General features: G+C 46.5%; 21 protein-coding genes. 13 read left to right on the top strand and 8 right to left on the bottom strand.

The features are described 5' to 3' along the window. The first annotated feature begins 6 nt into the window (after positions 1–6). Entirely contained in the window at positions 7–402 is a 396-nt protein-coding gene (locus ACJJIP_RS14740; protein WP_444945445.1) for a GNAT family N-acetyltransferase, read from the top strand. Positions 403–521: 119 nt separating this feature from the next. Here ACJJIP_RS14740 and ACJJIP_RS14735 read toward each other — a convergent pair whose 3' ends face one another. From ACJJIP_RS14735 to ACJJIP_RS14725, 3 genes are all read right to left on the bottom strand, one after another. Beyond that, positions 522–1,586, bottom strand: a complete 1,065-nt coding sequence (locus tag ACJJIP_RS14735) for a bile salt hydrolase (RefSeq protein ID WP_444945444.1) — start codon at positions 1,584–1,586, stop codon at positions 522–524. 1,924 nt (positions 1,587–3,510) lie between these two features. Beyond that, a complete protein-coding gene (locus ACJJIP_RS14730) occupies positions 3,511–4,014 on the bottom strand; it encodes a thermonuclease family protein (protein WP_444945443.1) in 504 nt (167 codons plus the stop codon). Positions 4,015–4,276: 262 nt separating this feature from the next. Continuing rightward, complete coding sequence (locus tag ACJJIP_RS14725; RefSeq protein WP_444945442.1) at positions 4,277–5,038, bottom strand: TlyA family RNA methyltransferase; 762 nt, start codon at positions 5,036–5,038, stop codon at positions 4,277–4,279. 126 nt (positions 5,039–5,164) lie between these two features. Between ACJJIP_RS14725 and nhaA the strand changes: the two genes are divergently transcribed. The 5 genes from nhaA (at position 5,165) to ACJJIP_RS14700 (ending at position 9,846) form a co-directional block, all read left to right on the top strand. Beyond that, entirely contained in the window at positions 5,165–6,625 is a 1,461-nt protein-coding gene (gene nhaA, locus ACJJIP_RS14720; RefSeq protein WP_444945441.1) for a Na+/H+ antiporter NhaA, read from the top strand. Between the two features lie 114 nt (positions 6,626–6,739). Continuing rightward, positions 6,740–8,113 carry a hypothetical protein gene (locus ACJJIP_RS14715; protein WP_444945440.1) on the top strand — a complete coding sequence of 458 codons (1,374 nt, stop codon included), beginning with the start codon at positions 6,740–6,742 and terminating at the stop codon, positions 8,111–8,113. A gap of 24 nt (positions 8,114–8,137) precedes the next feature. Beyond that, complete coding sequence (locus tag ACJJIP_RS14710; RefSeq protein WP_020411688.1) at positions 8,138–8,503, top strand: MmcQ/YjbR family DNA-binding protein; 366 nt, start codon at positions 8,138–8,140, stop codon at positions 8,501–8,503. Between the two features lie 42 nt (positions 8,504–8,545). Further along, positions 8,546–9,400, top strand: coding sequence for a thioredoxin (gene trxA / locus ACJJIP_RS14705; RefSeq protein ID WP_444945439.1), 855 nt, complete (start codon positions 8,546–8,548; stop codon positions 9,398–9,400). An 83-nt stretch (positions 9,401–9,483) separates the two neighbouring features. Further along, positions 9,484–9,846, top strand: coding sequence for a YqfO family protein (locus tag ACJJIP_RS14700; RefSeq protein ID WP_282951277.1), 363 nt, complete (start codon positions 9,484–9,486; stop codon positions 9,844–9,846). A gap of 3 nt (positions 9,847–9,849) precedes the next feature. On the opposite strand, the gene ACJJIP_RS14695 is transcribed toward ACJJIP_RS14700, so the two are convergent. Together ACJJIP_RS14695 and ACJJIP_RS14690 are read right to left on the bottom strand one after the other, a co-directional pair. Next, on the bottom strand, positions 9,850–10,383 hold the full coding sequence (locus ACJJIP_RS14695) for a DUF4124 domain-containing protein (RefSeq protein WP_444945438.1): 534 nt from the start codon (positions 10,381–10,383) through the stop codon (positions 9,850–9,852). A gap of 100 nt (positions 10,384–10,483) precedes the next feature. Then, on the bottom strand, positions 10,484–11,029 hold the full coding sequence (locus ACJJIP_RS14690) for an NUDIX hydrolase (RefSeq protein ID WP_020411692.1): 546 nt from the start codon (positions 11,027–11,029) through the stop codon (positions 10,484–10,486). Positions 11,030–11,132: 103 nt separating this feature from the next. Between ACJJIP_RS14690 and ACJJIP_RS14685 the strand changes: the two genes are divergently transcribed. From ACJJIP_RS14685 to ACJJIP_RS14670, 4 genes are all read left to right on the top strand, one after another. After that, entirely contained in the window at positions 11,133–12,410 is a 1,278-nt protein-coding gene (locus ACJJIP_RS14685; RefSeq protein ID WP_444901978.1) for an efflux RND transporter periplasmic adaptor subunit, read from the top strand. A gap of 32 nt (positions 12,411–12,442) precedes the next feature. After that, positions 12,443–15,601: an efflux RND transporter permease subunit gene (locus ACJJIP_RS14680; RefSeq protein WP_020411694.1), complete on the top strand. Its 3,159-nt coding sequence runs from the start codon at positions 12,443–12,445 to the stop codon at positions 15,599–15,601. Between the two features lie 127 nt (positions 15,602–15,728). Then, positions 15,729–16,340: an NUDIX hydrolase gene (locus ACJJIP_RS14675; RefSeq protein WP_020411695.1), complete on the top strand. Its 612-nt coding sequence runs from the start codon at positions 15,729–15,731 to the stop codon at positions 16,338–16,340. 1,061 nt (positions 16,341–17,401) lie between these two features. Continuing rightward, entirely contained in the window at positions 17,402–18,442 is a 1,041-nt protein-coding gene (locus tag ACJJIP_RS14670; protein ID WP_444945437.1) for a helix-turn-helix transcriptional regulator, read from the top strand. 116 nt (positions 18,443–18,558) lie between these two features. Here the strand turns inward: ACJJIP_RS14670 and ACJJIP_RS14665 are convergent, their stop codons facing one another. Together ACJJIP_RS14665 and ACJJIP_RS14660 are read right to left on the bottom strand one after the other, a co-directional pair. After that, positions 18,559–19,551, bottom strand: coding sequence for a right-handed parallel beta-helix repeat-containing protein (locus ACJJIP_RS14665; RefSeq protein ID WP_282951271.1), 993 nt, complete (start codon positions 19,549–19,551; stop codon positions 18,559–18,561). 254 nt (positions 19,552–19,805) lie between these two features. Beyond that, positions 19,806–20,306 carry a nuclear transport factor 2 family protein gene (locus tag ACJJIP_RS14660; RefSeq protein ID WP_282951270.1) on the bottom strand — a complete coding sequence of 167 codons (501 nt, stop codon included), beginning with the start codon at positions 20,304–20,306 and terminating at the stop codon, positions 19,806–19,808. A gap of 392 nt (positions 20,307–20,698) precedes the next feature. Between ACJJIP_RS14660 and ACJJIP_RS14655 the strand changes: the two genes are divergently transcribed. After that, entirely contained in the window at positions 20,699–21,295 is a 597-nt protein-coding gene (locus ACJJIP_RS14655; RefSeq protein WP_444945436.1) for a hypothetical protein, read from the top strand. Positions 21,296–21,615: 320 nt separating this feature from the next. Here ACJJIP_RS14655 and ACJJIP_RS14650 read toward each other — a convergent pair whose 3' ends face one another. Next, on the bottom strand, positions 21,616–22,512 hold the full coding sequence (locus ACJJIP_RS14650) for a LysR family transcriptional regulator (RefSeq protein ID WP_444945435.1): 897 nt from the start codon (positions 22,510–22,512) through the stop codon (positions 21,616–21,618). 114 nt (positions 22,513–22,626) lie between these two features. Here ACJJIP_RS14650 and ACJJIP_RS14645 point away from each other — a divergent pair, with 114 nt between their 5' ends. Both ACJJIP_RS14645 and ACJJIP_RS14640 read left to right on the top strand, forming a co-directional pair. Next, on the top strand, positions 22,627–23,004 hold the full coding sequence (locus tag ACJJIP_RS14645) for a YybH family protein (RefSeq protein ID WP_444945434.1): 378 nt from the start codon (positions 22,627–22,629) through the stop codon (positions 23,002–23,004). 11 nt (positions 23,005–23,015) lie between these two features. Continuing rightward, on the top strand, positions 23,016–23,933 hold the full coding sequence (locus tag ACJJIP_RS14640) for an alpha/beta hydrolase (protein ID WP_444945433.1): 918 nt from the start codon (positions 23,016–23,018) through the stop codon (positions 23,931–23,933). Positions 23,934–24,043 lie beyond the last annotated feature (110 nt).

Below are 24,043 nucleotides of genomic sequence, written 5' to 3'. Positions count from 1 at the left end.
TATATTATGTATACAGTGGTAGAGAACGTGGCTCCCGTTGAAGGCTTTCTTCGTTTGAGGGAAGTTGCTGGACTTACCCCGAGAACCAGAGCGGCTGCGGAAAAGGGCTTACCCAACAGCTTGTATGGCATCCACATCAAAATAGGCTCACAGACTATTGCTATGGGACGGGTAGTAGGGGATGGAGCCCTGAATTTTGAAATTGTTGATGTTGCTGTCGATCCAAAATACCAGGGGCAAGGTTTAGGGCGCTTGGTGATGAGGTATATGATGTCTTATTTGGATCGGGAGGCCATGCCTTCAGCTTATATTACTCTTATGGCGGATGTACCGGAGCTATACGAGAAGTTTGGATTTAAGCTAAGCAGCCCTGAAATTGAGGGGATGTACATGTTGAAGTAGATTTACATCAAAGTATGTAAAATCTTGGCTGTAATTAAGACCATATGGAATGTCGGACCGAGTGTTTGATATTAAATGGTGTTTTCGGGTTAACTTGTACATCTTGTATTTCTTTCTGTTTATTTTTTTAGTGGCTGAAATACTTTCGTGATATCTCCAACCAATTGGGGGTTCTTTGGGTCGGCAACCCGCTTTCCTGTGCCTTTTGAAAAATCAATTCCATGTAAATCTACCCAAACAATATTTGGATTTTTAACCCAGTTGAAATAGTAAATTCGGCGTTTTAAATCAATCACCGAAAGCCACCAAGTGGGGTAAGTAGCTGGTTCTTCAGGCCCTTCTTCCTGATTGGGGCGACTGTAAGGTGCGCCAAAAGGAACGGCCACAGTGCGAATAGCACTTAGGAGGTAAGCGACTGCCTGAATATCATTGGCAGGTTTTGGTAGATTGTGTTGATAGTAAGATAATCTAACAAAACGGTCAGCGCCATCAATCCCTCCTGGAACAGATTTAAGTCCTCCAAAGCCTTGGTAAAAAGGCAGGTTTTGAAGCTGCCATCCATAAGGTGGGTCATTTGTCATAACCGAAAATTTCTTACCGTGATGTACAACTAATTTACCATCGATTATTTCGAAGATAGCTGAATCACCGCTTGGGTCCTCTATTGCCATATGTGCACCAAGTACTTCGCCACCAATTTTCACTGGCGATATGCGTATATTTTTCATCCCGATGACAGCATCTGCGACTGTAGCATGGTTATCGAGAATAAAACGCAGCCAGCGCATATAGGATACCCCTGGCGTATTATTTGGTTTGGCGTAGCCGGTTGCTCCAAGATATAGAATATGTGCCGTTAGACCTTTTTCGTTAATTCCGTCGGTAGCACCGTCATTATTTGAGAAGCCATATTGGCGGGCATAGGGAATAATACTTTGTACAACACTTCCATATTTTGAAGTCCATTTGGCGGGGTTATGGCCATCCTCACCAATCATCTTCATGCCTCGAGGATTTATATAAAGAATATCCTCAAAAGAATGTCCCCAATCCATTGATCTGGCGGCAAAAACACCTTGCTCGGTATTCCAGGCAACCCGGGAGCATGCATAGAGTTTGAATGGCCAAAAAAGTAGAAGCAGTGAGATAATCAGTAGCACTCTTCTTATAGTTACCTTGATCATTGCACGACTCGCCTTTTTGGCGTGGATGAAAGATAAGTAGTTTAGCTTCTTTCTTATGAGCTCTAATATGCACTGACTAACCTTGGCGGATATCTACTCCTAGTCTTTGTTTAGTTAGGCGAAGTACCGGGAGCGAGTGAGATTTTTATTTAATGAGGTTGGCTGGAAAAGTCTTGGCTGAATTGTCATTTAGTATAAATTAGTCGAAGTCAATGTTTTAAATGATAAGGGTATAGGTATTAGCATTAAAGAAATTTATCTTGCTAGTTTAAGATAGTAGTCTTTATGTTTTTTGTAGCTTTATTTATATTGGCGGGGGCTATGGAACCTTATTTGATGTAGCCCCGAATAAACAAATACTCGATAATTTGGCTGGAATCTATGACAACATTAAAATGTCTAATGGGCAGTTTTTGGTGCAGGGGAAAAGGTTGCAGGCTTTCCTGACTCTACTGAGAGAGTGAAGACCTGGGCAAAATAGGACACATTATTGCCTTTTATGGTTGAGTCGCAGATCAGGGAAAATAGGGCCCTAATAGTTAACAAAAGTAATATTATCGATAAGTACGATGTAGTAATGGATAAGCGAATCGATTCCACCATGTTTATACTTTCGGCAGCAATGGCTGCCATGAAATTGGTTGTCCTTTCTGGGCTAGGTGAATCCTACTATCCTGATTGGAGTAGTCAGATGCTTCATGGCAATTAAGGCGTTTTTTTAGAGTGAGGGATGAATGGGTGAGGGCCAATTATTTAATTGACCTACTTGCATTTTTTAGTGTAGGCGTTGATTCTAACGAAATTACGCTAAATAAACACAAAGTAATTACCTTGGAAGTTTTGAATGAGGAGCGGGAGTGCTGGGTACCTCCACTCACTTCCTATCGGAAAGGTGAATTGAAAAAATATCCAGTTCTTTAGTTTCTTGATGTAGATTTAAATAGCTTCTTTCCTGTTTTACTGGCACGGTTAAACAAATGGTCTCTGATACTACTCCAATTATTCCTGGAATGATTCTTGTTGGAATTATAAGCCAGGAATGAGTAAGAGATAGCTCACCAAACAGGCTGCAGATTAACTATGCTGGATATCGAAATGGAGCATTAGGTATTACTGAGATTAATGAAGATTGTCCGACTTCAGGATGGCAAGTCCTAGCAGGTTGTTTATTTGCAAGGTTTTAAGCTATCTATCATTTTTATTCATTCCCCAAGACTTTTAATGTTTACTCTGCGATTGCTCCCGGTATATAGTAGGGCGATCAGGTTTTACTGAAGAAATGTACCGATTTTGTATGAAGTGAGCCACTTGATAAATACAAGTTATGTATAGCTACATCTCAATGAATCAGCATGTATTTCTCAAGGGAAATCATGTCTCAGAATTTATTGGTCTGTATGTTGATTCTGTGATATATGGTTTATAAGAAAAGTATTACACGATGTCCGTTATTGGTTTCTATAGCGAATTAAGACCTGTTTAAAGGTTATATGATTGATAGTCAGGCCAGGTTTTTTTGGTGAGCAATATTGAGGGATGTTATCAATTTTTATTGTTATAGTCGGTTATGCAATAAGTGGTTCTGGGTTGATGTTGATCGGGCAATATAGTTCCTTAAGTTGAATGCTGAATACTCAGAAACTTACAAAGTGTTGAGTAGCTTGGCTGAAGCCTATATAGTCAAAGGAGATATGAAGTAGGCTTTAGGGTACTATGGAAAGCCCCGTCATTTAATTTTGAGAATTAGCCCGCAAGAATTGGAATAGCTGAAGCAAAAGTTGAGCAATTCTTGTTCTAAAAATTTCAAATGTAGAGTTATAAAAAATTTATAGTTTTAGCGGCCTGGTAGAGAATCTATTAAATTCTTCAGGCCGCTTTATTAAGTGTTGTGAAATTTAGTTAGCGTTGATGATTTTATAGTGAGTCAATCATCTGGAATTAAATTATTTTCCGGATTGTAATAGCAAAAAGCGTGATCCAGGCTCTTGCGAAAGCAGTAGGGGTCTTTTGCTTCTGCTTCTCCCCACAATCCTAGATTGGAGTAGTATGCAAACTCTTGCTCAATCTCGAATTTATCCCCGCAATAGTAGGCATAATTCCAAGCGGCTCCTCTTGCGACCATTTCTTGATTGATGTTGTACCCATTTACAAACAGATAGCCAGTTTCTCTGCCGTACTGATCCCTCCCTGTAGATTGGAAATCCACAGAGCCAAATGACAATAAATAATTCAGGGTTTGAGTAGCCTCTGGGCCATACGTTTGCGTACTGGGATAGGTTTCCGGTGCATCAATACATTGAAGGCGTATCTCAACATATTCACCAGAAATATATCCGTGAACTGTGTCACCATCTATTATCCTGTAGTTAGTCAGTGGAGCTGCTTGCAATGAACTGGAGAATGCACACAACAAGATTAATCGTTTCATCGGAGTTATCCGGGTTGTTGTTTTATGTGCGCAGGATAGGGAGCATTTATTACGTGTTCATTTATAAATTGTGATAGTAATAAATAGTTTTTATTAAAGGGGGGGAGTGTTTTTAGAGAAATATAGAGATATTCCTTAACTCTAAAAGGTAAGTGTCTAAGATCTCTCCGGAAATTTTAATTTTTAAACGAAATTGTCAAGGCCCTCAAAATATGATGGCCCTGGCGTAAAGTAATATTAAACTTTTTTCAGTTCTCTTCGCTCATACTTCCCTATGTGCTGCCCAAAGTAAGAATTCCCGGTTGCCATCGCCACCTTTAATTGGACTGTCAATGTATTCTTTGATCTCAAGTCCTAGTTCATCACATAAATGTGTGATTCTCTGGCGCACCTGTGGGTAGAGATTTGTATCGCGCACCAAGCCCCCTTTACCAATACCTTCGGGACCAACTTCAAATTGTGGTTTTACCAGGGTCAACAATTGGCCTTTTGGTTTTAAAAGAGGGGGTAGCTGCGGCAGTATTAATGTTTGGGAAATAAAGGATACGTCCATAACGATGGTATCAAACCCGTCGTCTCCATAGGGAGCTATCTGAGAGGCTTCCAGGTGGCGAGCATTAATACCCTCAAACAGGTGCATACGTGGGTCCACCAGGAGTTTCTGTGCCAACTGGCCCTGACCAACATCTACTCCTACGACAGATTTTGCGCCTTTCTGCAACAGACAGTCGCTGAATCCGCCGGTGGAACAACCGATATCCAAGGCGTGCCACCCCTTTGGGTTTAAGCCTGTGTGATCGAGAATGGCTGCCAGCTTTAATCCGGCACGGGAGACATACTGATCTTCCGGTAACGGTGTGACATTAAGGGAACAATCGTCACTGACTAATTGCCCGGCTTTGCGTGCTAGTTCCAGGGGGCCGCCTTCAGATAGCATGACCCTGCCGGTATCAACCAGCTTTTTGGCGTGAGTGCGGGAATTGGCGAGTTTTCTCTTTACGAGCAATTGGTCCAATCGGGTCATCTTCTGCAATGCAATCCTGTCAATATGGTTAAGAATACAGTGGCCATGCTAACCTCTGGCTCCCGTAGGTAGAAGTGCGGCCCTCGTTTTTGTAGGGCTAGTCTTTAGGTAGGAGGACGTCAGTCGATGGCAAAAAGCGTTTTGGATAAGTTCAAGATTCGTAAAGGAAAGGTATTTGAAGCGCCTTTAGAAGGGGCCTTTGGACGCCTGGTGACACCTTTCGAAGAATTTATCCATCGACAAAGCAGCAGCGGCATTTTACTGATGCTTTCTGCGCTGGCTGCACTGATTATTGCCAACTCCCCCCTGGAAGACGCGTACAAACACCTGCTGCATATGCCTATCAGTCTTAGTGCAGGGGAGTGGGAATTTTCTCTTTCCCTTCATCACTGGATTAATGATGGCCTGATGGCAATCTTCTTTTTTCTGGTAGGCCTGGAATTGAAGCGCGAATTTATGGTGGGCGAGCTTTCCGACTTGCGCCAAGCGGTATTGCCGGTAATGGCAGCCATTGGTGGCATGGTGGTTCCGGCCCTGATCTACGGCGCCTTTAATTCTGGCGGTGAGGCAGAGCGTGGCTGGGGTATCCCTATGGCTACAGATATTGCCTTTGCAGTGGGGTGTATTGCGTTACTGGGTAACAGGGTGCCCCGGGCGGTAGTAACCTTCCTGGTGGCCCTGGCCATTGTGGATGACCTGGGTGCCATCCTGGTAATAGCAATCTGGTATACCGAACAGGTAAACCTGACTGCGCTGATTGCTTCGGGTTGCCTGGTGGTGATTATGTGGCTGTTAAAGGCTGCCGGTGTGCGCCGCTCCCCAGCTTATGTTTTTGTTGGGGTCTTGTTGTGGTATGAACTCTACCTGGCCGGTGTTCACGCAACCATTGCCGGCGTTATTACCGCTATGGCATTGCCTGCCAAACCTAAATATGACCCGGTGGCGTTCAGTACTTTTGTAAAAGATATTATTCGCAGCTTTGATCGCTGCTTCCGCCCGGGAGACAAGATTATTGCCAATGATGCTTTGCGTGCTCGAGTCATGGCTCTGGGTAATGGTGTGAACCTGGCACAGTCTCCCCTGCAGCGCATGGAAACCCGGTTGCATACCCCGGTGGGCTTCCTGGTAATCCCCATCTTTGCCCTGGCCAATGCGGGTATTCCGTTCGACAGCTTTACCAGCACTACTGCGGTGATTAACCCTGTTACTTTGGGGGTTATTGCCGGCTTGGTGATCGGTAAGTTGGTGGGTATCGTGGGTGCTACGTGGATTGGCTGGAAGTTGGGGTGGGGCAAGCTGCCTAATTCGGCGAACTTCCAACATATTGTTGGGGTGGCATTACTAGGCGGTATCGGCTTCACCATGTCGATATTTATTGCCGAGCTGGCGTTTAGCACCCAGGCGGATCTGTTGATTCAGGCCAAGGCGGGCATTCTGTTAGCCTCTGTGATCGCCGGTATCGCTGGTTTTCTGGTGTTGCGTAGTGCACCTGTGTCAGAAGAATTTGAAGGTGTGCACCTGGAGGTAGAAGACGAGGAGGGCCTCGGGGAGAGTGCAGCGGACGAGCACCCTGGAAAACATAGCTAAGTTCCTGTCGTCATTTTGATTGTGGGCCCCTGCCTTGTGGGGCTGCGGTTCCCACCAGAGACAATTCATCACACAATCAATATCGGTATTAAATGGGTCGAGCGAGAAATAATAATGATGCAAGCGATTAAAGCGGTGGGTCTGTTGCCGATGCTAGCTGTACCACTGTTTTTGGGTGCATGTGAAGGAAAAAAAGCCAGTGAGACCCATACGGCAATACCACCGAAGGTTATTGAGGCAAAACAGGCTATGGAAGAAGCGAAGGGCGATTTATCTATTGACGATGTGGCAAGGGCGTATGTTTCCCTGGTACTGGAGCTGGGTAATCATGACAAGATCTATGTGGATGCTTTTTACGGCCCAGCCGAGTGGCGTGAGCAGGCACAGCAAAGTAGCGCGACCACGGCAGAAATTGCCCAGCGTGGGGAGGCGCTACTTGAACGGTTACCGGTCGGTAGAGAAGCAGATGGTTCTATGGGTGGCCTTCGTCTTCACTACCTGAAAACCCAATTGGGGGCTTTGGTGGCCCACGCTAAGCGCCTTTCCGGTGAAAGCGAACGCAACTTCGCCCAGGAGGCCCGCGAGCTGTATGACACCCAGCCACCTAAGCAGGACTTTGCCAGGTTTGAGCCCCTGCTTACGGAGTTGGAAGAGTTGCTACCGGGTGACCAGCCACTGAGTGAACGGGTACAGGCATTTCGCAGTAATTTTGAGATTCCCGCAGACAAGCTTGAGGCGGTATTCGATGCGTCAATTAGAGAGTGTCGTCTGCGTACCAAGCAGTACATTCCGTTGCCGGACAATGAGAACTTTGTACTGGAGTATGTCAGCGACAAGCCCTGGAGCGGTTACAACTGGTACCAGGGGGGCTCCCACAGTTTAATCCAGGTGAATGGTGGTCTGCCGATCACTATTGATCGCGCTATAGATCTGGGGTGCCATGAGGGTTATCCCGGTCATCACACCTACAATGCGCTGCTGGAGCAATCCCTGGTGAAAGAGCGCGGCTGGGTGGAATACAGTGTTTACCCTCTGTTCAGCCCTCAGTCTCTTATTGCCGAGGGCAGTGCTAACTATGGTATTGAGCTGGCCTTTCCTGGTGAGGAAAAGACCCGCTTTGAGATGGAAGTACTCTACCCCCTGGCCGGGCTGAATCCGCAGAATGCTATAAAGTACGATCGCGTTATGGCGCTAGTGGATAAGTTGAGCTTTGCCGGTAATGAGATCGCGCGCCAATATATTGATGGGGAAATCGAAGGTGATGATGTGCCGGCGCTATTCGAGAAGTACACCCTGATGAGCCCGGCCAAAGCCAAGCAAAGAAAGGACTTTGTGGATGCCTATGGCGCCTATGTCATTAATTATAACTGGGGGAAAAAGCTGGTGGCGGATTATGTAGAGCGCGGTACAGATAATACCGATGAGCGCTGGCACCGTTTTGCCAAACTGCTGTCCTCACCGCGCCTGCCATCTTCATTGGATTGGTAGGGTTTTATTATGTTGAGAGTGGCGATGAGGAATTATCTGCTATCTCGCCCTGAGGCTATTGAGGATTTTCCCTTTGGTCCAGATGTGGCGGTATACAAGATCAAGGGGCGAATGTTTGCTACCCTCAGCCGTTACCGTGGAGTGGATGCCTCCAATCTGAAGTGTGATCCGGATGAGGCTCAGGCCTTGAGGGATATCTTCCCCGGTGTGCTGCCGGGGTACCACATGAACAAGAAGCACTGGAATACGGTGTTGCTGGATGGCACAGTGCCAGATTATGAGATTGAGCGGATGGCAGATCGATCCTATGGATTGGTAGTAAAAGGCCTGCGCAAGATAGAGCGGCAGTCCCTTGAATTGGCCTATGGCGCCGATATCCTATACCGCTAACAGTACAACAAACCAATACGCAGACGTGACTCAGGAGAGTTTGTGAACGAATTTATTGTCGATGTAACGGCAGAAAACGCCCAGCAAGTATTGATTGAAGAATCCATGAAGCGCCCGGTACTGGTGGATTTCTGGGCGGACTGGTGTGAACCCTGCAAGCAGTTAATGCCAGTATTGGAAAAACTGGCTAACGAGTACGCTGGTCAGTTCCTGCTGGCCAAAGTGAACGCGGATACCGAGCAGATGATTGCCGGCCAGCTGGGAGTACGCAGCCTGCCGACGGTGATGTTATTGAAAGATGGTCAACCGGTGGATGGCTTTGCGGGCGTGCAGCCGGAAGCCCAGATCCGCGAAATACTGGACAAATATCTGCCCAAGCCCTGGGATATAAAGTTGCAGCAGGCCCAAGCACTTATTGGTGAGGGTAAGGTGGATGAGGCTTTACCTCTGTTGCGCCAAGCTTACACTGAGTCCTCAGAGCGGGCAGATATTGCCAAGCAGCTGGCAGCAGTATTACTAGACCAGAATCGCGCCCAAGAAGCGGAAACTGTGCTGGGCAAAATCCAGCTTGCAGATCAAGATGCAGAGTACCAGCAATTGATGGCCCAGCTGGAATTGAAGCTGCAGGCCGCGGATACTCCGGAAATCCAGGCATTGCAGAAGGCGCTGGAACAGAATCCCCAGGACTATGACTCCGCCTACCAGTTGGCGGTACAGTACAGCCAGGCGAACCGTCACCAGGAAGCCCTGGAGCTATTACTGGATATACTTCGCAAGGATATGAACTTTGCCGATGGCGCAGCCAAGCAGGCATTCCTGGATATTGTAAAAAGCCTCGGTACTGGAGACCCTGTTGCCATCCAATACCAGCGCAAACTGATGACAATGATGTTTTAAATCATTATGAATTGATGCTGGGCTTTGCCGTACGAAAGAGGCCTTAAGGGCCTCTTTTTTATTCCCCACTATGAGCTGCTGCTATGTATAAGTTTTGTATTTATATTCCCGAATCCCATCTCGAAGAGGTGAAGCAGGCCCTTTTTGCTGCTGGTGCGGGGCGCATTGGTGATTACGATCATTGTTGCTGGCAAGTGCTGGGTACTGGCCAGTTCCGTCCATTACCAGGTAGCCAGCCATTTATTGGTGAATCCGGGGAGGTGGAGCAGGTATCAGAGTATCGCGTGGAAATGGTATGTGCGGATGAACATGTCGATGCCACACTGCAGGCACTTTATGGTGCCCACCCCTATGAAGAGCCCGCTTTTGACCTGTGGCGCCTGGATGATCGTTGCAATATAGCTATTAAGCAAAGGCAGGAGACAAGAGAGTTTCCCACCGCTTAGATTCTAGAGGTTGTCTAAGGCTTGTTGGCGCTGCAGGCTTTTCTCTTGCAACGCTTGCACTTCTTTAAGAAGTTGGGAAATCCGGCTATCGGCTCCAGCGCTCTCCTGCGGGGGAGTCGCTTGGGCATGCGGAGGCTCCTCATTGGCAGAGACCTGAGTGCCTGGTACTGTGTTGATGGGCTTTACCCGGTGGATACGTATTGAGGTATCCAGCCCTTCAGGCACTGAGTCAGAGAAGTGCCAGTTTCCCTCTCTATCCTGCCAAGTGAAGACTTCAGTGGCGGGTGTTTCACTTTGAACTGGGGATATCAATCCACTGGACTTCACAAAGCTTTCCAGTTGCTTTGCAGATTGCTGTGAAGTGGAAGTGACTGTGTGCAGTGCACGTTGCCCTTGGTGGCGCACATTGTCTATTGTCTTCTGGTCCGGCAACCAGTCACTGGGAGACATTATTGGTTTGCCCTCTGGGTCAGGCAGAATCATTGATAAACCTACGCCTACCAGGAGCAGGACCGCAAGCATATAGGCATATTTCATCGGAACATCCTTTTACAATCTGGTGAGGCTGTGTTTCTCCGAGGTCTTGGGGTAACAGCTAGCCTTCATTCGCCATATAAGTTTGATGTGGGTTTGCCGATTACAGTTTGAGTTTTCGTGAAATTACGCCGCGGTGCAGTTGGTATTGCCCCAGTTTGCTGTCCTCAAAGTAGTGCTCGAGAGTTTTGTGCATAATGGGAAAGGCAATTTCACGCCAGGGGATGTCCACTTCGCGAAATAATTCCACTTCCAGGGATTCCGGTCCAGGCCCAAAATTGGTATCTGTCAGCTCACCGCGGTACATCAGGTAGACCTGATTGATATGGGGGATGTCATAGACCGAGTAGAGGCCATCCACACGGATGTTGGCGCGAGCTTCTTCCCATGACTCCCGTAGGGCACCTTCTTCGCTACTCTCCCCGTTTTCCATAAAGCCTGCAGGTAAGGTCCAGAGACCCAGGCGCGGCTCAATAGCGCGTTTGCACAGCATCACCCGGTCTTCCAGGTATGGCAGTACACCGACGATAACGCGCGGGTTTATGTAGTGAATGGCGCCGCAGTTGCCGCAGAGGTGGCGGGGGCGATCATCACCCTTTGGAATGGAAAACGTGACGGCACTACTGCCGCATTGGCTGCAAAATTTCATGTCGTCAGTATACCTATGCAAGATTCCAGCGTCAGCTCCCAGAATTTTGACGCCTATAGTTGTTAATAGACGTTGATGTATTTAAGGCGGTGTCTTCTCTGCCATGGCGCGTTTTTTATTTTTTTGGCTGATCCTATTTGTCTTATACGCCTGTGGTGGCAAGGGCGATGAAGAAAAAACGCCGCCACCGCCTCCAGTCGAGGTGCTCGTGGTGCGAGAGCAGCCTGTTATTCCGCGCTTTGAATTTGTCGGTAGGGTAGAAGCCACTGACGAGTACAAAGTGCGCCCCCGGGTAGAGGGGTATATTCAAAGCCGCAACTTTAAAGAAGGCGATACCGTTCAGAAAGGCCAATTGCTTTTTGAAATCGACCCACGTCCTTTTATTGCAGAGTTGGATAATCAGAGCGCTAATTTGGAGCGCACTGAGGCCTCGTTACGGGTTGCCGAGCGTAATTTCCGCCGAGGTCGCACCCTCGTAGCAACCGGTGCTATCAGCCAAGTGCAGATGGATGAACTGATGGGCACGTACGAGGAGACAAAATCCCAGGTGGATGCGGATCGCGCCAAAGTCGAAAGCGCCAGACTGGATCTATCCTACACCAAAATTTATGCGCCACTCACAGGTCGTATCGGTCGCACGGATTTTACCGAAGGCTCCCTGGTGGGCCCTAATTCTGACCCCCTAACGACCATCGTTAAGATGGACCCAATTTATGTACTTTTCGAGGTGCCTGAAGATCAACTTTATGCTGTTCAGGTGGATGCGGAGCGACGCCGGCGAGAAGGACTGCCCCCCACCAGTTTGGATGTGCGTATAGAACTGCCGGATGGCAATTTTTACCCCTACAAAGGCAACATAGTTTTTATCGACAACCAAATAGACCCAAATACCGGATCAGTGGCAGTACGCGCCCTGTTTCCCAATCCAGGGCAGTTGCTGGTACAGGGTCAATTTGCCCGAGTTTCCATTTTGGTATTTACCGGCAGTGAGGCATTGAAGCCATTAGTGCCACAGTCATCTGTGCTGGAGGATATGCAGGGTCGCTATGTGTTTGTACTGGGTCGAAACAATATCGCGGAAAAACGCTATTTAACCCTGGGTCAACGCGAGGGGGAACTTTGGGCGGTGAATGATGGGCTGGTTGCCGGTGAGTCGATAATCGTCAATGGCCTGCAGCGGGTTCAGGCCGGAAAACCGGTAACACCGCAAAATACACCACGCAATCCCTATGATGCCGCAGCGAAGCCGGCGGAACCCACAGGAGAAGGTGGCTCACCAGCGCAGATGCAGTCAAAGGGTGCGAAGAAAGGAGAGCCTGGTAAAGGAGAGGATGAAAGTACGCTCCCGGGTTATGAGGGAGAGGCAGATGACTATAAGTAGTCCCGAAAGGGCGGGGGGCATCTAGCGGCTTTATGATCAGTGCCTTTTGTATCCGGCGGCCCCGTTTCGCTTTTGTAATATCCATACTGATCTCCCTTGCGGGGATTTTATCCCTGCCCTTATTACCAGTAGCCCAGTTCCCTGAAATTACTCCTGCGACTATTAATGTCACTACCAACTATGCAGGCGCCAGCGCGGAGGTGATGCGCGATAGTGTCGCTGTGCCAATTGAGTCACAGGTCAATGGGGTGGAAGGCATGGATTATATGTCTTCAACCAGTGGCAATGATGGCTCCTATAGCCTGACGGTCACTTTTAAATCCGGTTACGACGACGATATTGCTCAGGTAAATGTTCAGAATCGGGTAGAGCAGGCAATGCCTCAACTACCAGAGGATGTAAAACGGGATGGTGTAGTGGTTTCCAAGAAGAGTACTACGCTACTGCTTGTCGTTAATTTATTTTCGCCAGACCAGAAATTCGACGAGCTATTCCTGGCCAACTATGCGGAAATTTACCTAAAAGATGAGCTGGCCCGTGTTTCGGGAGTGAGCAGTGTTGTTATTTTTGGTTCGCGTAATTATGCCATGCGGTTGTGGTTGGACCCCAATCGTATGGCAGCACTGGATGTTACTGCCCAGGATGTAATCAGTGCGGTGCAGGCCCAGAACGTTCAGGTGGCGGCAGGGCAGATTGGCTCGCCACCTATCCGCAAGGATCAGCAATTTCAGTACAATATTCTGGTGCAGGGACGTCTGGTTAGCCCTCAGGAATTTGAAGATATTACTATCCGCGCCAAGCCCGATGGCGCCATGGTTAAGGTTAAGGATATAGCCAGGGTCGAACTTGGGAGTCAATCCTACTCGTCCTATGGTCAGTTGGATAACGAGCCTTCGGCAGTGATGGGGGTCTATCAATTACCTGATGCAAATGCCTTGGATGTGGCTGAGGGCATTAAAGAGAAGGTGGCGCAGCTCTCTCAACGTTTCCCTGAAGGGCTCACTGCAGAAGTTCTTTATGACACCACTCTCTTTGTGGAGGCCTCGATTAAGGAAGTGGTGCAGACACTGTTTATTGCCTTGATTTTGGTAATACTGGTGGTGTTCCTGTTTTTACAGGACTGGCGCTCCACTCTGATTCCCGCTATCGCCATCCCGGTATCTCTGGTCGGTACCTTCGCTCTGATGCTGGCATTTGGTATGACCATCAATACCATCACCCTGTTTGCGCTGATCCTGGCCATTGGTATTGTGGTGGACGATGCAATTATTGTGGTGGAAAACACCCAACGCCTGATGGGGGAGGGGTTGCCTCCCAAAGAAGCGGCACTGGAATCTATGCGAGAAGTTACCGGGCCGGTGATCGCTACCACCTTGGTGTTGTTTGCCGTATTTGTGCCGGTAATGTTGATGCCGGGTATTACCGGAAAAATGTATCAACAATTTGCCATTACTATTTCTATGGCGGTGGCTATTTCCTCATTAAATGCGCTTACGCTGAGCCCGGCACTGTGTGCCAGTATTCTTAAACCCGGTAAAGATGGAGAAGTTGCCGGAATTAAAGAGACCGGAGCATTTGGTTTCTTTAATAAACTGCTCCATCGCTCCACCAATTTCTATGTGGGCATGGTTAAGGCCTGTGTGAAAATTCCACTGATTGGTATCCTTTCTGTTATCGGGCTTTTTCTTTTTACCGCCTGGTTATTTACCAGTATTCCCACCGGATTTATTCCCGATGAGGACCAGGGCACTTTTATGTTGCATGTGCAGCTGCCGGATGGTTCATCCCTGGAGAGGACTGGACCAGTGGTTGATCAGGTCACGGATATTCTGTTGGAAGAGCCGGCCATGGCCCATGTGGTAGGGGTGCCGGGTTACAACCTGCTCACCAACAGTGCCTCCTCCAATACGGCCATGATGTTTGCGGTGCTGAAACCCTGGGACGAACGAACAAACGAAGAAGATCATCAGTTTGCCCTGATGGATCGCCTGCAGAAAAAACTGGCAGCGATACCCAATGCGCAGATTATGCCTTTCGCAATTCCGCCGTTACCGGGTATAGGTACCGTGGGTGGATTCGAATTTGTACTTGAGGATTTACAGGGGCGCAGTATTCTGGAACTCACCCAGGTTTTATTTGACCTGCTGGGTAACGCTAACCAGCGTCCAGAAATTGCTCAGGCCTTTACCAGCTTCCAGGCCAGCACTCCCCAACTGGAATTAAAACTGGACAAAGAAAAAGCCCATGTGCTCGGAGTGCCCCTGCCGGAAGTCTATTCCACTTTGCAGACATTTCTTGGTGGCTATTACATCAATGATTTCAATCTGTACGGCAAAGTATTCCGGGTGATTGCCCAAGCTGATGCGCAATTTCGCGATGAGGAAGAAAACCTGGCGGGCTTCTATGTGCGTGCCAATAGCGGTGGCCTGGTGCCGGTGACTTCAGTTGCCACTATCACCCCGATCGTCGCTCCGCAAACAATCACCCGCTATAACTTGTACAACAGTATCACTATCAACGGTGCCCCTTCGACCGGTTACTCCAGTGGACAGGCTATGGATGCAATGGAGGAGTTGGCCGAAAACCTGCCGGAGGGGTATGGCTATGAGTGGACAGGGATCAGTTTGCAGGAAATAACTTCGGGTAATCTGGCTCCAATCCTGTTCAGTCTGGCCATTGTGTTTGTATACCTGTTCTTGGTCGCCCAGTATGAAAGCTGGAGTATTCCGATCGCAGTGCTCTTGTGCGTGCCAATCGCTATATGCGGCGCCATGCTGGTGGTTTGGTTGGCTGGCTCTATCAACAACCTCTATACCCAGATTGGTTTGGTCTTACTTATTGGCATGGCGGCTAAAAGTGCCATCCTGATTGTGGAGTTCGCCTGTGTAGAACGGGATAAAGGGAAGTCGATTGCTGATGCGGCTCTCTCTGCCACGCGTCTGCGTTTTCGAGCGGTTCTGATGACGGCTATGTCATTTATCCTCGGAGTGATACCGTTACTGGTGGCCACTGGGGCCGGCGCGGTCAGCCGGGTTTCCCTGGGGTTGGTGGTGTTTGGTGGCATGTTGGCCGCCAGCTTGTTCGCCACCCTGCTGGTTCCGGTCTATTACGCCTTGGTGCAGACAGTGCGGGAGAAGCTAAAAGGCGGTTATACCCCGCAGACTGAACGAAGTGTTGCGGCGGAAAAGTAGGGATGTAGAGGTGTTCGAGCTATATGCGACAAATGGATTATGTGGCAGATAGCTCGGTGTTAACGCCAGAAATGAGTATGATGAAAGTTAGGGAGTACCCAGGTCTTCTGGGGCAGGACAGTGATTTATGCTATCAACGATTGAAAAAAATATATTTCAGCAGATTGAGGAGCTTGAGGCTGGAGTTCCAATAGGGCCAGACCTGTCCGGTCACGCTGCGGTTCTGGTTGCCCTGACCGATGAGCCTGACCCACAGGTAATTCTTACCAAGCGCTCCGCCAATTTGTCCACCCATTCCGGAGAGGTCTCGCTGCCTGGGGGACGTTGGGATGCCACCGACCCGTCGTTGCAATATACCGCTTTGCGCGAGGCAGAGGAGGAAGTTGCCCTGCCGATGAATGCGGTGCGTATGCTCGGTCCCCTGTGGCCGCGTAGAACCAGGTGGCAGGTAAATGTAACCCCATGGGTGGGAGTAATCTCCCCTGATATCGAACTTTCCCCTAATCCGGGTGAGCTGGATGCCGTGTTCCGTGTTCCCCTTTCTTTTTTTATGGCTGATCCCCGTATCCGTACCGATAGAGTGACCATTGATGATCAAGCTATTTATTTGCCGGCTTATCAATACGAGAGTTATGAAATCTGGGGTTTTACTGCTGGGGTGCTTACGGAATTTCTGGTAAGAATACTGGGGGTATCAATTGGGCGTCGCGATGATGTGCCATTGCGTGCATTAAATTAGTCCTGGTTGGTGGGAATAATTTTATAATTTATTTTGGCCTGTTTTATTACTGTGTTGGGAGTTTAACCCGGTATCAGCTCACCCTGGTTGTTCCATGCATCCAACAACAAACTTATCTGATCGCAGGGTATCCGGATCAGTAATGATAATTGGAAAAACAGGATCTTCCGGCAGGACAACTTCCCTCCCTCGCCGACATTGAAAAAGCCAGTGACCTGCTACCTTGACTAATTGATTCCGGTATTCGGCGGCTACGGCAACAGGATAACCGGATCGAGTCGCTACGATAAACATGGTAGTTGCTTTGCCCGAGGCAGATTGCCCATGTTCTGAACTTTGATGTCAGGGAGAGTATGTAATATGCCGCCCCCCACCTTGTTGTGTATCACTGTGTAGCATTTCAGTTGGGGGCATAGGATTGCCGTGTTTGAAGCGACCTTCAGGCGTAAACACTGATGCTTAGCCATGTGTATCATAGCTACCTATCGTTAATGTGTGGCGAGCAAGTAGATCACTCATTGCGAACTTATCTTTGAATAATTGAAGATCATTCATTTTTATAATCGGATGCCTAAAAAATGGACACCAATGAAAATAACCTGTGTGTCTAATTTTACTGGGATTAACTTTTATAAAGGACATAGTACAAATCAAGGAATAGTGTCGGCCTCCAAGCCAAATTGATAGAGTTCATTTCCGAAGGAATTTTTCCGTTCACCTTTTCTTCATTTTTTTTGCACCTGATGCTCTAACCAGCTAAATGACTATCAATAACAAAGCTGTTATCTACCCGCCTGAAAGCCTGAGAATTACAGGGTTTTCTGATCAGGACGCCAACAGAATTACTGGCCGGGTACTGTTAGCCATAGTCAACAGTAGAATGCTGTGCCAATGAGGGGCAAGGATTGGCCGAGTAATACCCGGGACTCGAAAAACGCGTCTTTATGAGCTCTGAGCTGGAATATGCTGTCTCAATATTCTCTATATTGGTGAGCAGTTGTTCCAAATTGGTTTATTCTTGCCTATTGCCAGCAATGAGACAGCTTAAGGATAAGCGAATCATGCGTAAGGATTTTCTAAAAGAAAAGAAAAAAAACCCGTTTATACAAAAAAGTATCAATACTGGAATTTGGCCGATAGAGGAGCGTTGGTCGCGCTGGAAGCAACATCTGGAGGAAATATTACCTTACAACTGCGAGCTAATTCTCAAGCCCCATCACTGCCAGGAGTATGAGGGGGAATTCTCTGGCACCATAAACCCCCTTACTGGAGACTCTTTTGCCCGCGCAATCTTCTCTGGAAACTCTTTTCATCGCAACAATCATCATCTTAGTGATGGCTACGCAGATTACACCGTGGTGTATATACTGTCTGGTCGTGGTGCCATACAGCGTGGTAATCACTTTATTCCAATGAATTCTGGTGGGATTTATCTGGTGGACTTGGGGCAGACTATTATCCATGACTTGATACAGCAAAGTCATGTACTGCTATGTCGTATCCCTAGAAAAAAAATCGAAAAATTTCGAAAGGGCCCTGGTGATAATCAGCCTCTAGTGATTGATAGCAATAGTGGCCCAGGCCTATTACTCAGAAATTATCTTTTGCTCTTGCCAAGAGCCAGACAGCAAAGTTCTTTTGTCTCTCCTGAGACACTATTTAACCCGGTAGCGGAGTTGGCTATTGCCTGTATAGAGGAGAGCCGCGGAAAGGCGGCGGCTGAAGTGGAAACACCGCAACGCTTGAATGTGGTATTTCGCCAGACTTGTCAGCTTATCCAGAAGTACTGTTGTGATGTAGATCTTTCAGCCCAGCAGCTGGCCATATCCTTGAATATTTCCCCTTCCTATCTACACCGTGCCTTGCGTTATCACAATACATCCTACAATAGCTTATTGCGTCGTGCCAGGGTGGAGTCTGCCTCAGCACAACTGGTGGGCTCTGGGCGCAATGCAAGTATGTTGCAGGTTGCCTTAAACAGCGGTTTTAATGGCACCAGCCAGTTTTCACGGGCTTTTAAAGAGGAGATGGGGATCACGGCGTCTGAGTTCGTAAAACAAACTTTCGCTGAGAAGAATGATTTACTCGTATTGGAAGAGTAGCTTTAGAATTTGGGGATTACATCCCAGCGCTATCATAATCTTATCTTAGGTCCCTTGGAGTGCTTTAAGACGGAAGCAAGGGGGGCATCAGCCACCTTTAAGTATGTGAAATATTCCTATGGAAGAAAGCGCAGGCATGCCGGTTCAGAGGACTCAGCTGTATTGTTACCCCACTCATTGGCAAGATTAAGGCATGTTGGGTCGGCACCTGGTGAACTTAGGTCATAGTTCATATTACCCAGTGCGGTGTTTCCTCTAATGATGTTGCTCTCACTACTGGTTTCTTCTATAAGTATGCCAACAGTTTGGTTGCTATTGGCGGTATTTCCCCTAACAATATTATTGGAGCTGTCATCGGCTATTTCTATGCCTTCAGCACCATTATAATTGGCAGTGTTTTGGCTTACTGAGGCATTGTTAGTATCGATTAATATTCCATCCCCGGAATTGTGCTCAGAAGTGTTAAATGAAACTACGCCTCTGGTTCCATCCAGGTCAATACCATCATCACCACTGTATGATATGTAGTTATGTAGTACTGTTGAGTCCTCTCCATCAATTAGTATCCCTTCATCTCCGGCATATTTTATCGTATTGTGTGTAATTAAATTGTAATTTCCATTTGAGTCTATGCCATCATCACCACTATATAACGGGTTTCCAGTGATCGTATTACCTTTGATGATATTGTTGTCACTATTGATCTTTATACCGTCATCCAGGTAGTAATTTTTTATCTCCATATTCAAAATGGAGTGCGAGCCGGAGCCAGAAACAAGGATACCCCCGGGGCAGTTTTCTATAATTCCTCCGCGTACCTGCCGGCCAGTTCCCTCGATTAGTAAGCCAAACTGGTCTTCCATATCTGAATTGCCGGTGCAAGTTATTCCTCCATCCCCCTGTATTTGTAAGTTGCCGGAAGGTCCGCTGACAATTATCGCGTAAGGATTTTCTGATGTTAATTCACAGTGGAGGTTTTCAGTGAGGAAGGCTGTAGTTGTGACGGTTTCATAGCACTCTACAGCGAATGCAGGGGAGATTGAAAGCGCATTGGCTACAACTATGGTAATAGATGAAGGTATGGTATTTAAGTCTATAAGTTTCATCATAATCCCCCTTTAAGTCAGAGTTAAAGTCAATCTATAAGCTGTTGTTCTGGAGTGCTTGTTAAAGCTGAGCTTTAAAACCAATTTGGTTTTTGTTGCTTAATGTGTCTTAAATGGTTTTATAAGGCTATGGTCTGGCAATTTTTGTTAATAAACAAATGATATTTTTGAGTATAAGAGGTATTTTAATTATTTTTAATTATATGGGTTGTTTTGAATCTTTGGTGGTATTTTGTGCTCGTTGCTCTTGATGACTTTTATACTATAGGTTCTCCCAATTTATCCCATGCGTCGAGTAAAATATTAATTAATTTGTTTGTATGGTGATCTGCGGTTAGCACTGAAAAATCAGGGTCTTCCGGCAAGCCAAAAGCTTCAGCACGCCTGCATTGAAATAACCAGTTGTTATTGATTTTTATTAACTTGTCATCGTATTGTCCGGCCATGATGGTGCGATAGCCATGACGTGTGGCGGCGATTACGAGGGTGGTTGCTTTCCCTGTAGCGCTTTGCCCATCAGAAGAAATGGTATACAGAGGCGAGGAGGTTATATGTCGAGTTCCAAGCTGGCTGTGTATAATCAGATATTGACGCAGTTTTTCTCGCCCTCTTATCATCAGGTTTCCATTCTCAAAGCGCCCATTTTCTGTAAAGAGCGATGCCCACCCCTCAGCATCATGGTTGTCGGCTGTGAGGGTGTACTGGGCCAGCAAATCTAAGATTGCTAGTTTCTCAATATTTTTCTGTAGATTATCCATCGCAGATGCCAGTTCAAAATTTATCTGTTGGGGTCAGAAGCATATCTTGGGATTAGTTGGTTATTTTTTCGTGAGTTTAATTGATTTTTTATTTGAGTAATTGCTGCTTCGTAATTTCTCGTTAAAGTGCAATTCCTATTTTTTTTGATTATCGGTTCTCGGGTTTTTGTTAAGCCTTCAAGTGGAGTATATCAGGTAGTTTCTGTTGAGCTACCAGGTATACGTTTTTAGTTTATTAAAATAAAATTGTGTTTGTTATAAATTGGATGTCTGTAATTCTGGATGTGCAACAATTCCGATGTCTTGAAGTCTAAAAGTATATGATTCTCACTGTAACGCTATTTTTGGCGTTAAAAAAGGCTTCTCTGCCTGGTTAGGTGAAATTAACTTAATTGACTTTAATTATTAATAGAGGGGATTTTGCTATGAGTCGTGCTACAGATATTGCTGATGATGCAGAAGTAGATGCAAATAATCACCAACAATATACTTGGGGTCCCACCGATAGAAATATTACTACCTGGGGAGGAGGTACGGGACCTCATGCCCTGTTAGGAAGTCCTGCCCAGCCTATCAACTGTTGGAGTTATCCAATACTGCTTGCAATAAGGCGCGGCTACCTCAATAGGCAAGGAGCTTTAAATCTAGTTCAGGATCTCAATCTAAAGTCACCATCACTTAAGCCCTATGCTTTTAATACTAGTGACCTGACAACCATGTGGACTGACTGGAAAGATTTTCCAGGTTCTTTGTGGCGCCCAAGAAGGGGGGACCTTGTATTTTTCCGGTCCTTTATGGGCGGATTACTAAATCACGTAGCTATATCAACTGGGAGAATACACCCAATGCTGGGTCATAGTGAGATTATTAGTTTTGGTGAAGGTAGAAGTACAGGGGGGCTCGCGACAGTAAATCGAACATCAATTGAGCTGGTTATGCAAACCCATCATACAGAGGTAAAATTTATTGCTCCTAGCTGGGATCATTAGCCTGGCTAATGTTGTTGTCTAGTATTTATACGATTGATGATTTCGTTTGAATAAATGGCGATTGAGGAACAAAATTATAAATTTTTCTTGGCTTTGAAGCTGGTTAGACAATTAAATAGAGTACAAGCAGAGGTTGTTTGTTTTGAGCAAGCAACCTTTGCTTTTGCTATTCATTTTTATGTTTGAGATCTTTCTGTTGGGCGTATTCCCTTAGGTTGTTCTCAAATTTTTTTGAATGTCAGCCTGCAGGTAATGGCGGCGTTTACGAATGATTTATTATGGCAGGTTAAAATAAATCAGTAAGTTGATCATGAGGCAGCCTAAAGCTGATGGTTATCTTTATCTGAATATTTCAGTTGGTCTTTTACCGATTTTATAAATCTCTGGACTTTAACAGGAGGCTTCTTTGGGTAAAGGTGCATATAATGTATAGGGGTTGAGCCGACTTCAATCACCCGCTTCAATAGACCTTTTTCGATACTTTGTGATGCAGTAATATCTGGAATTCTGGCAATCCCTAACCCCATCTCCGTCATTTTTAAAATATCATGTAAAGAGTTGCAGCGAATTTTTGGTATGACTCGTATTTTTCTTTTGCTGCCTAACTCATATTTAATTGGGATACCCTGCCAATCATTAGCGATATGTCGCCAATGGATCAATGTGGAGAGGTCCTCTGGTAAACCACCCTGCTCATCCATATAAGTTTTGCTTGCATAGAGACTTTCCCGAAGTATGCCTAGCTTGGATACTTTGGCTGATTGCATATCGAGGCTGCCCACTCGGATTGCAAGGTCTACTTGAGACTCAATCAGGTCTATGGGGGCATCGTTCGCCAGTAATCGTATTCCAAGCTGTGGATGCTGTTCCGCGAATTGTGCAATTGCCGGAACAATAACTGGCTCACAGAGTGCGTGAGGTGCAGTAATCGTCAGCGTGCCTGATAACTTTTCATTGGTGCTTTTTAAGTCTGCCAAGGCGGAGTTATAGATATCCCGGATTTCGCGGCAGTGAGTGTAGAACTGGGTGCCAGCTTCCGTTAAAGAGAGTGCCCGTGTACTTCGGTAGAGCAGCCTTGTACCAAGATCTCCCTCCAGCCGGGTAACCGCTTGGCTAATTGCCGACTTGGTACGGGTAAGGTTATCTGCCGCAGCTGTAAAACTACGGGCTTCTACTACGGCCAGGAATACTTGCATATCCTCAAGATTAGGCTTCATTGTTTAATTTTACTAAACAGTTATTTGATTGAATACCTGTTTATCATAAGGTAGTAGCTGGGGCAATATGCTTGCAGAAATTCAATACTTAGTTTTTGTGAAGAGGAGTCTGATATGAGTAAGGTGCTAATCGAAAAAACTGTAGTAGCCAGCGAGCAATGGAAGTTGTTTTTCAATCAGGGTAATGCTGAAGGCTGTGCGTCTATGTATGAAAAGGATGCCCAAATGGTGGCCAAACCGTTCGGCCTGTTTCAGGGAAGGGAGCAGATACAGGCCTTTTGGGAAAATCTGGTAGCCCAGGGGTTCTCAGAAGTGTCCTATCTGGATACTAAAATTGAGGTCGTAGATGATGTTTCAACTGTACTTTCTAGCAATTGGAAAATGAACAAGGCGCAAGGGGTGATCACGCGGGAACTCTGGGTTCTACAGGAGGATGGCACTATGCGCCTGCGCGAGGATCATTTTGAAGCTTTAGACCCGAGTGTGAAGTAAAGGAATATAAGATGAACGAATACTGGAATAGTTTTACACGGGAAAAAACAGACGAACAATACAACCCAACGCTGTGGACCCATCGGTTGCCTACAGAGGAGTTACTACCAGCCCATGTGGCATTCACCGAGAGTCATAGCTCCATTTACCGTCAAAAGGTAAAAGATGGGTTGCAAACTGTTCACTTTGGAGAGGGAGAGTTATTGGGTTCTATGGATGTCTTCAGGCCTGGGAATGTTCCTGAAGATGCACCCATCGTAATTTATATTCATGGTGGTTGGTGGCAGTGGTTCTCAAAGGAACAGTTTTCCTTTCTAGCTGAATCTTTTAATAAAAAGGGGGTTGCTGTCTACATGCCTGGATACCGTATGGCCCAGGATTGGAATAATGGCCAGCCAATGGAATCCATTGTAAAACAGATGCAGTGTGCGATGGCTACGGTACTTATAGAAGCTGAACAGAGAGGCTCGTCGGCAGTTTACCTGGTAGGGCACTCGGCGGGTGGTCAGCTTGTAGCGATGCTTCACCAGACCGATTGGGAACAGTTTGGTGTTTCAAAATCCGCACAGAGCAAATTCAAGGCTGCATTTTCCTTAGCCGGGCTTTTTGATATCCGCCCCCTGGTAAAGAGCTTCGTCAATGACACAATTAAGATGTCGATGGACTCAGCGGAGAGGGTAAGTCCACAGTTAATCCCGCTTAGAGAGGGGAGAAAACTCTGCCCGCTACATCTAATAGTGCCTGAGTTTGATACTCCTGAGTTTTTTCGCCAGACAAAGGAGTATCAGGAAAAACTGCTTAAGTCAGGAATCAACTGCTCTTTTTCTCTGGCCAATGACCGAGATCATCTTAATATTCTTGAACGATTGAATAATGTTGATGACAAAGTTTTAAAATATATGTTAGAAAATATGGATTGCCATGGTTGATTACTTTCAGTTGGTTTGGGGTTGATCCAACAGGATAGTTTTAAAGCTTCGAGATCTCTGAGTTATTTTTAAGGGCTTAAATGCCTTTATTAGGTCAATTTATTTTTGGA

This window comes from Microbulbifer variabilis (assembly GCF_052467165.1).
The sequence above is the reverse complement of the archived record's forward strand: the minus strand, read 5'-3'. Positions and strand labels throughout refer to the sequence as shown.

Excerpts from the sequence above, each read along its gene's own strand:
- ACJJIP_RS14740 (WP_444945445.1), top strand. The coding sequence starts at position 7 with ATGTATACAGTGGTAGAGAACGTGGCTCCCGTTGAAGGCTTTCTTCGT.
- ACJJIP_RS14735 (WP_444945444.1), bottom strand. The coding sequence starts at position 1,586 with ATGATCAAGGTAACTATAAGAAGAGTGCTACTGATTATCTCACTGCTT.
- ACJJIP_RS14730 (WP_444945443.1), bottom strand. The coding sequence starts at position 4,014 with ATGAAACGATTAATCTTGTTGTGTGCATTCTCCAGTTCATTGCAAGCA.
- ACJJIP_RS14725 (WP_444945442.1), bottom strand. The coding sequence starts at position 5,038 with ATGACCCGATTGGACCAATTGCTCGTAAAGAGAAAACTCGCCAATTCC.
- nhaA (WP_444945441.1), top strand. The coding sequence starts at position 5,165 with ATGGCAAAAAGCGTTTTGGATAAGTTCAAGATTCGTAAAGGAAAGGTA.
- ACJJIP_RS14715 (WP_444945440.1), top strand. The coding sequence starts at position 6,740 with ATGATGCAAGCGATTAAAGCGGTGGGTCTGTTGCCGATGCTAGCTGTA.
- ACJJIP_RS14710 (WP_020411688.1), top strand. The coding sequence starts at position 8,138 with ATGAGGAATTATCTGCTATCTCGCCCTGAGGCTATTGAGGATTTTCCC.
- ACJJIP_RS14700 (WP_282951277.1), top strand. The coding sequence starts at position 9,484 with ATGTATAAGTTTTGTATTTATATTCCCGAATCCCATCTCGAAGAGGTG.
- ACJJIP_RS14695 (WP_444945438.1), bottom strand. The coding sequence starts at position 10,383 with ATGAAATATGCCTATATGCTTGCGGTCCTGCTCCTGGTAGGCGTAGGT.
- ACJJIP_RS14690 (WP_020411692.1), bottom strand. The coding sequence starts at position 11,029 with ATGAAATTTTGCAGCCAATGCGGCAGTAGTGCCGTCACGTTTTCCATT.
- ACJJIP_RS14685 (WP_444901978.1), top strand. The coding sequence starts at position 11,133 with ATGGCGCGTTTTTTATTTTTTTGGCTGATCCTATTTGTCTTATACGCC.
- ACJJIP_RS14680 (WP_020411694.1), top strand. The coding sequence starts at position 12,443 with ATGATCAGTGCCTTTTGTATCCGGCGGCCCCGTTTCGCTTTTGTAATA.
- ACJJIP_RS14675 (WP_020411695.1), top strand. The coding sequence starts at position 15,729 with ATGCTATCAACGATTGAAAAAAATATATTTCAGCAGATTGAGGAGCTT.
- ACJJIP_RS14670 (WP_444945437.1), top strand. The coding sequence starts at position 17,402 with ATGCGTAAGGATTTTCTAAAAGAAAAGAAAAAAAACCCGTTTATACAA.
- ACJJIP_RS14665 (WP_282951271.1), bottom strand. The coding sequence starts at position 19,551 with ATGATGAAACTTATAGACTTAAATACCATACCTTCATCTATTACCATA.
- ACJJIP_RS14660 (WP_282951270.1), bottom strand. The coding sequence starts at position 20,306 with ATGGATAATCTACAGAAAAATATTGAGAAACTAGCAATCTTAGATTTG.
- ACJJIP_RS14650 (WP_444945435.1), bottom strand. The coding sequence starts at position 22,512 with ATGAAGCCTAATCTTGAGGATATGCAAGTATTCCTGGCCGTAGTAGAA.
- ACJJIP_RS14645 (WP_444945434.1), top strand. The coding sequence starts at position 22,627 with ATGAGTAAGGTGCTAATCGAAAAAACTGTAGTAGCCAGCGAGCAATGG.
- ACJJIP_RS14640 (WP_444945433.1), top strand. The coding sequence starts at position 23,016 with ATGAACGAATACTGGAATAGTTTTACACGGGAAAAAACAGACGAACAA.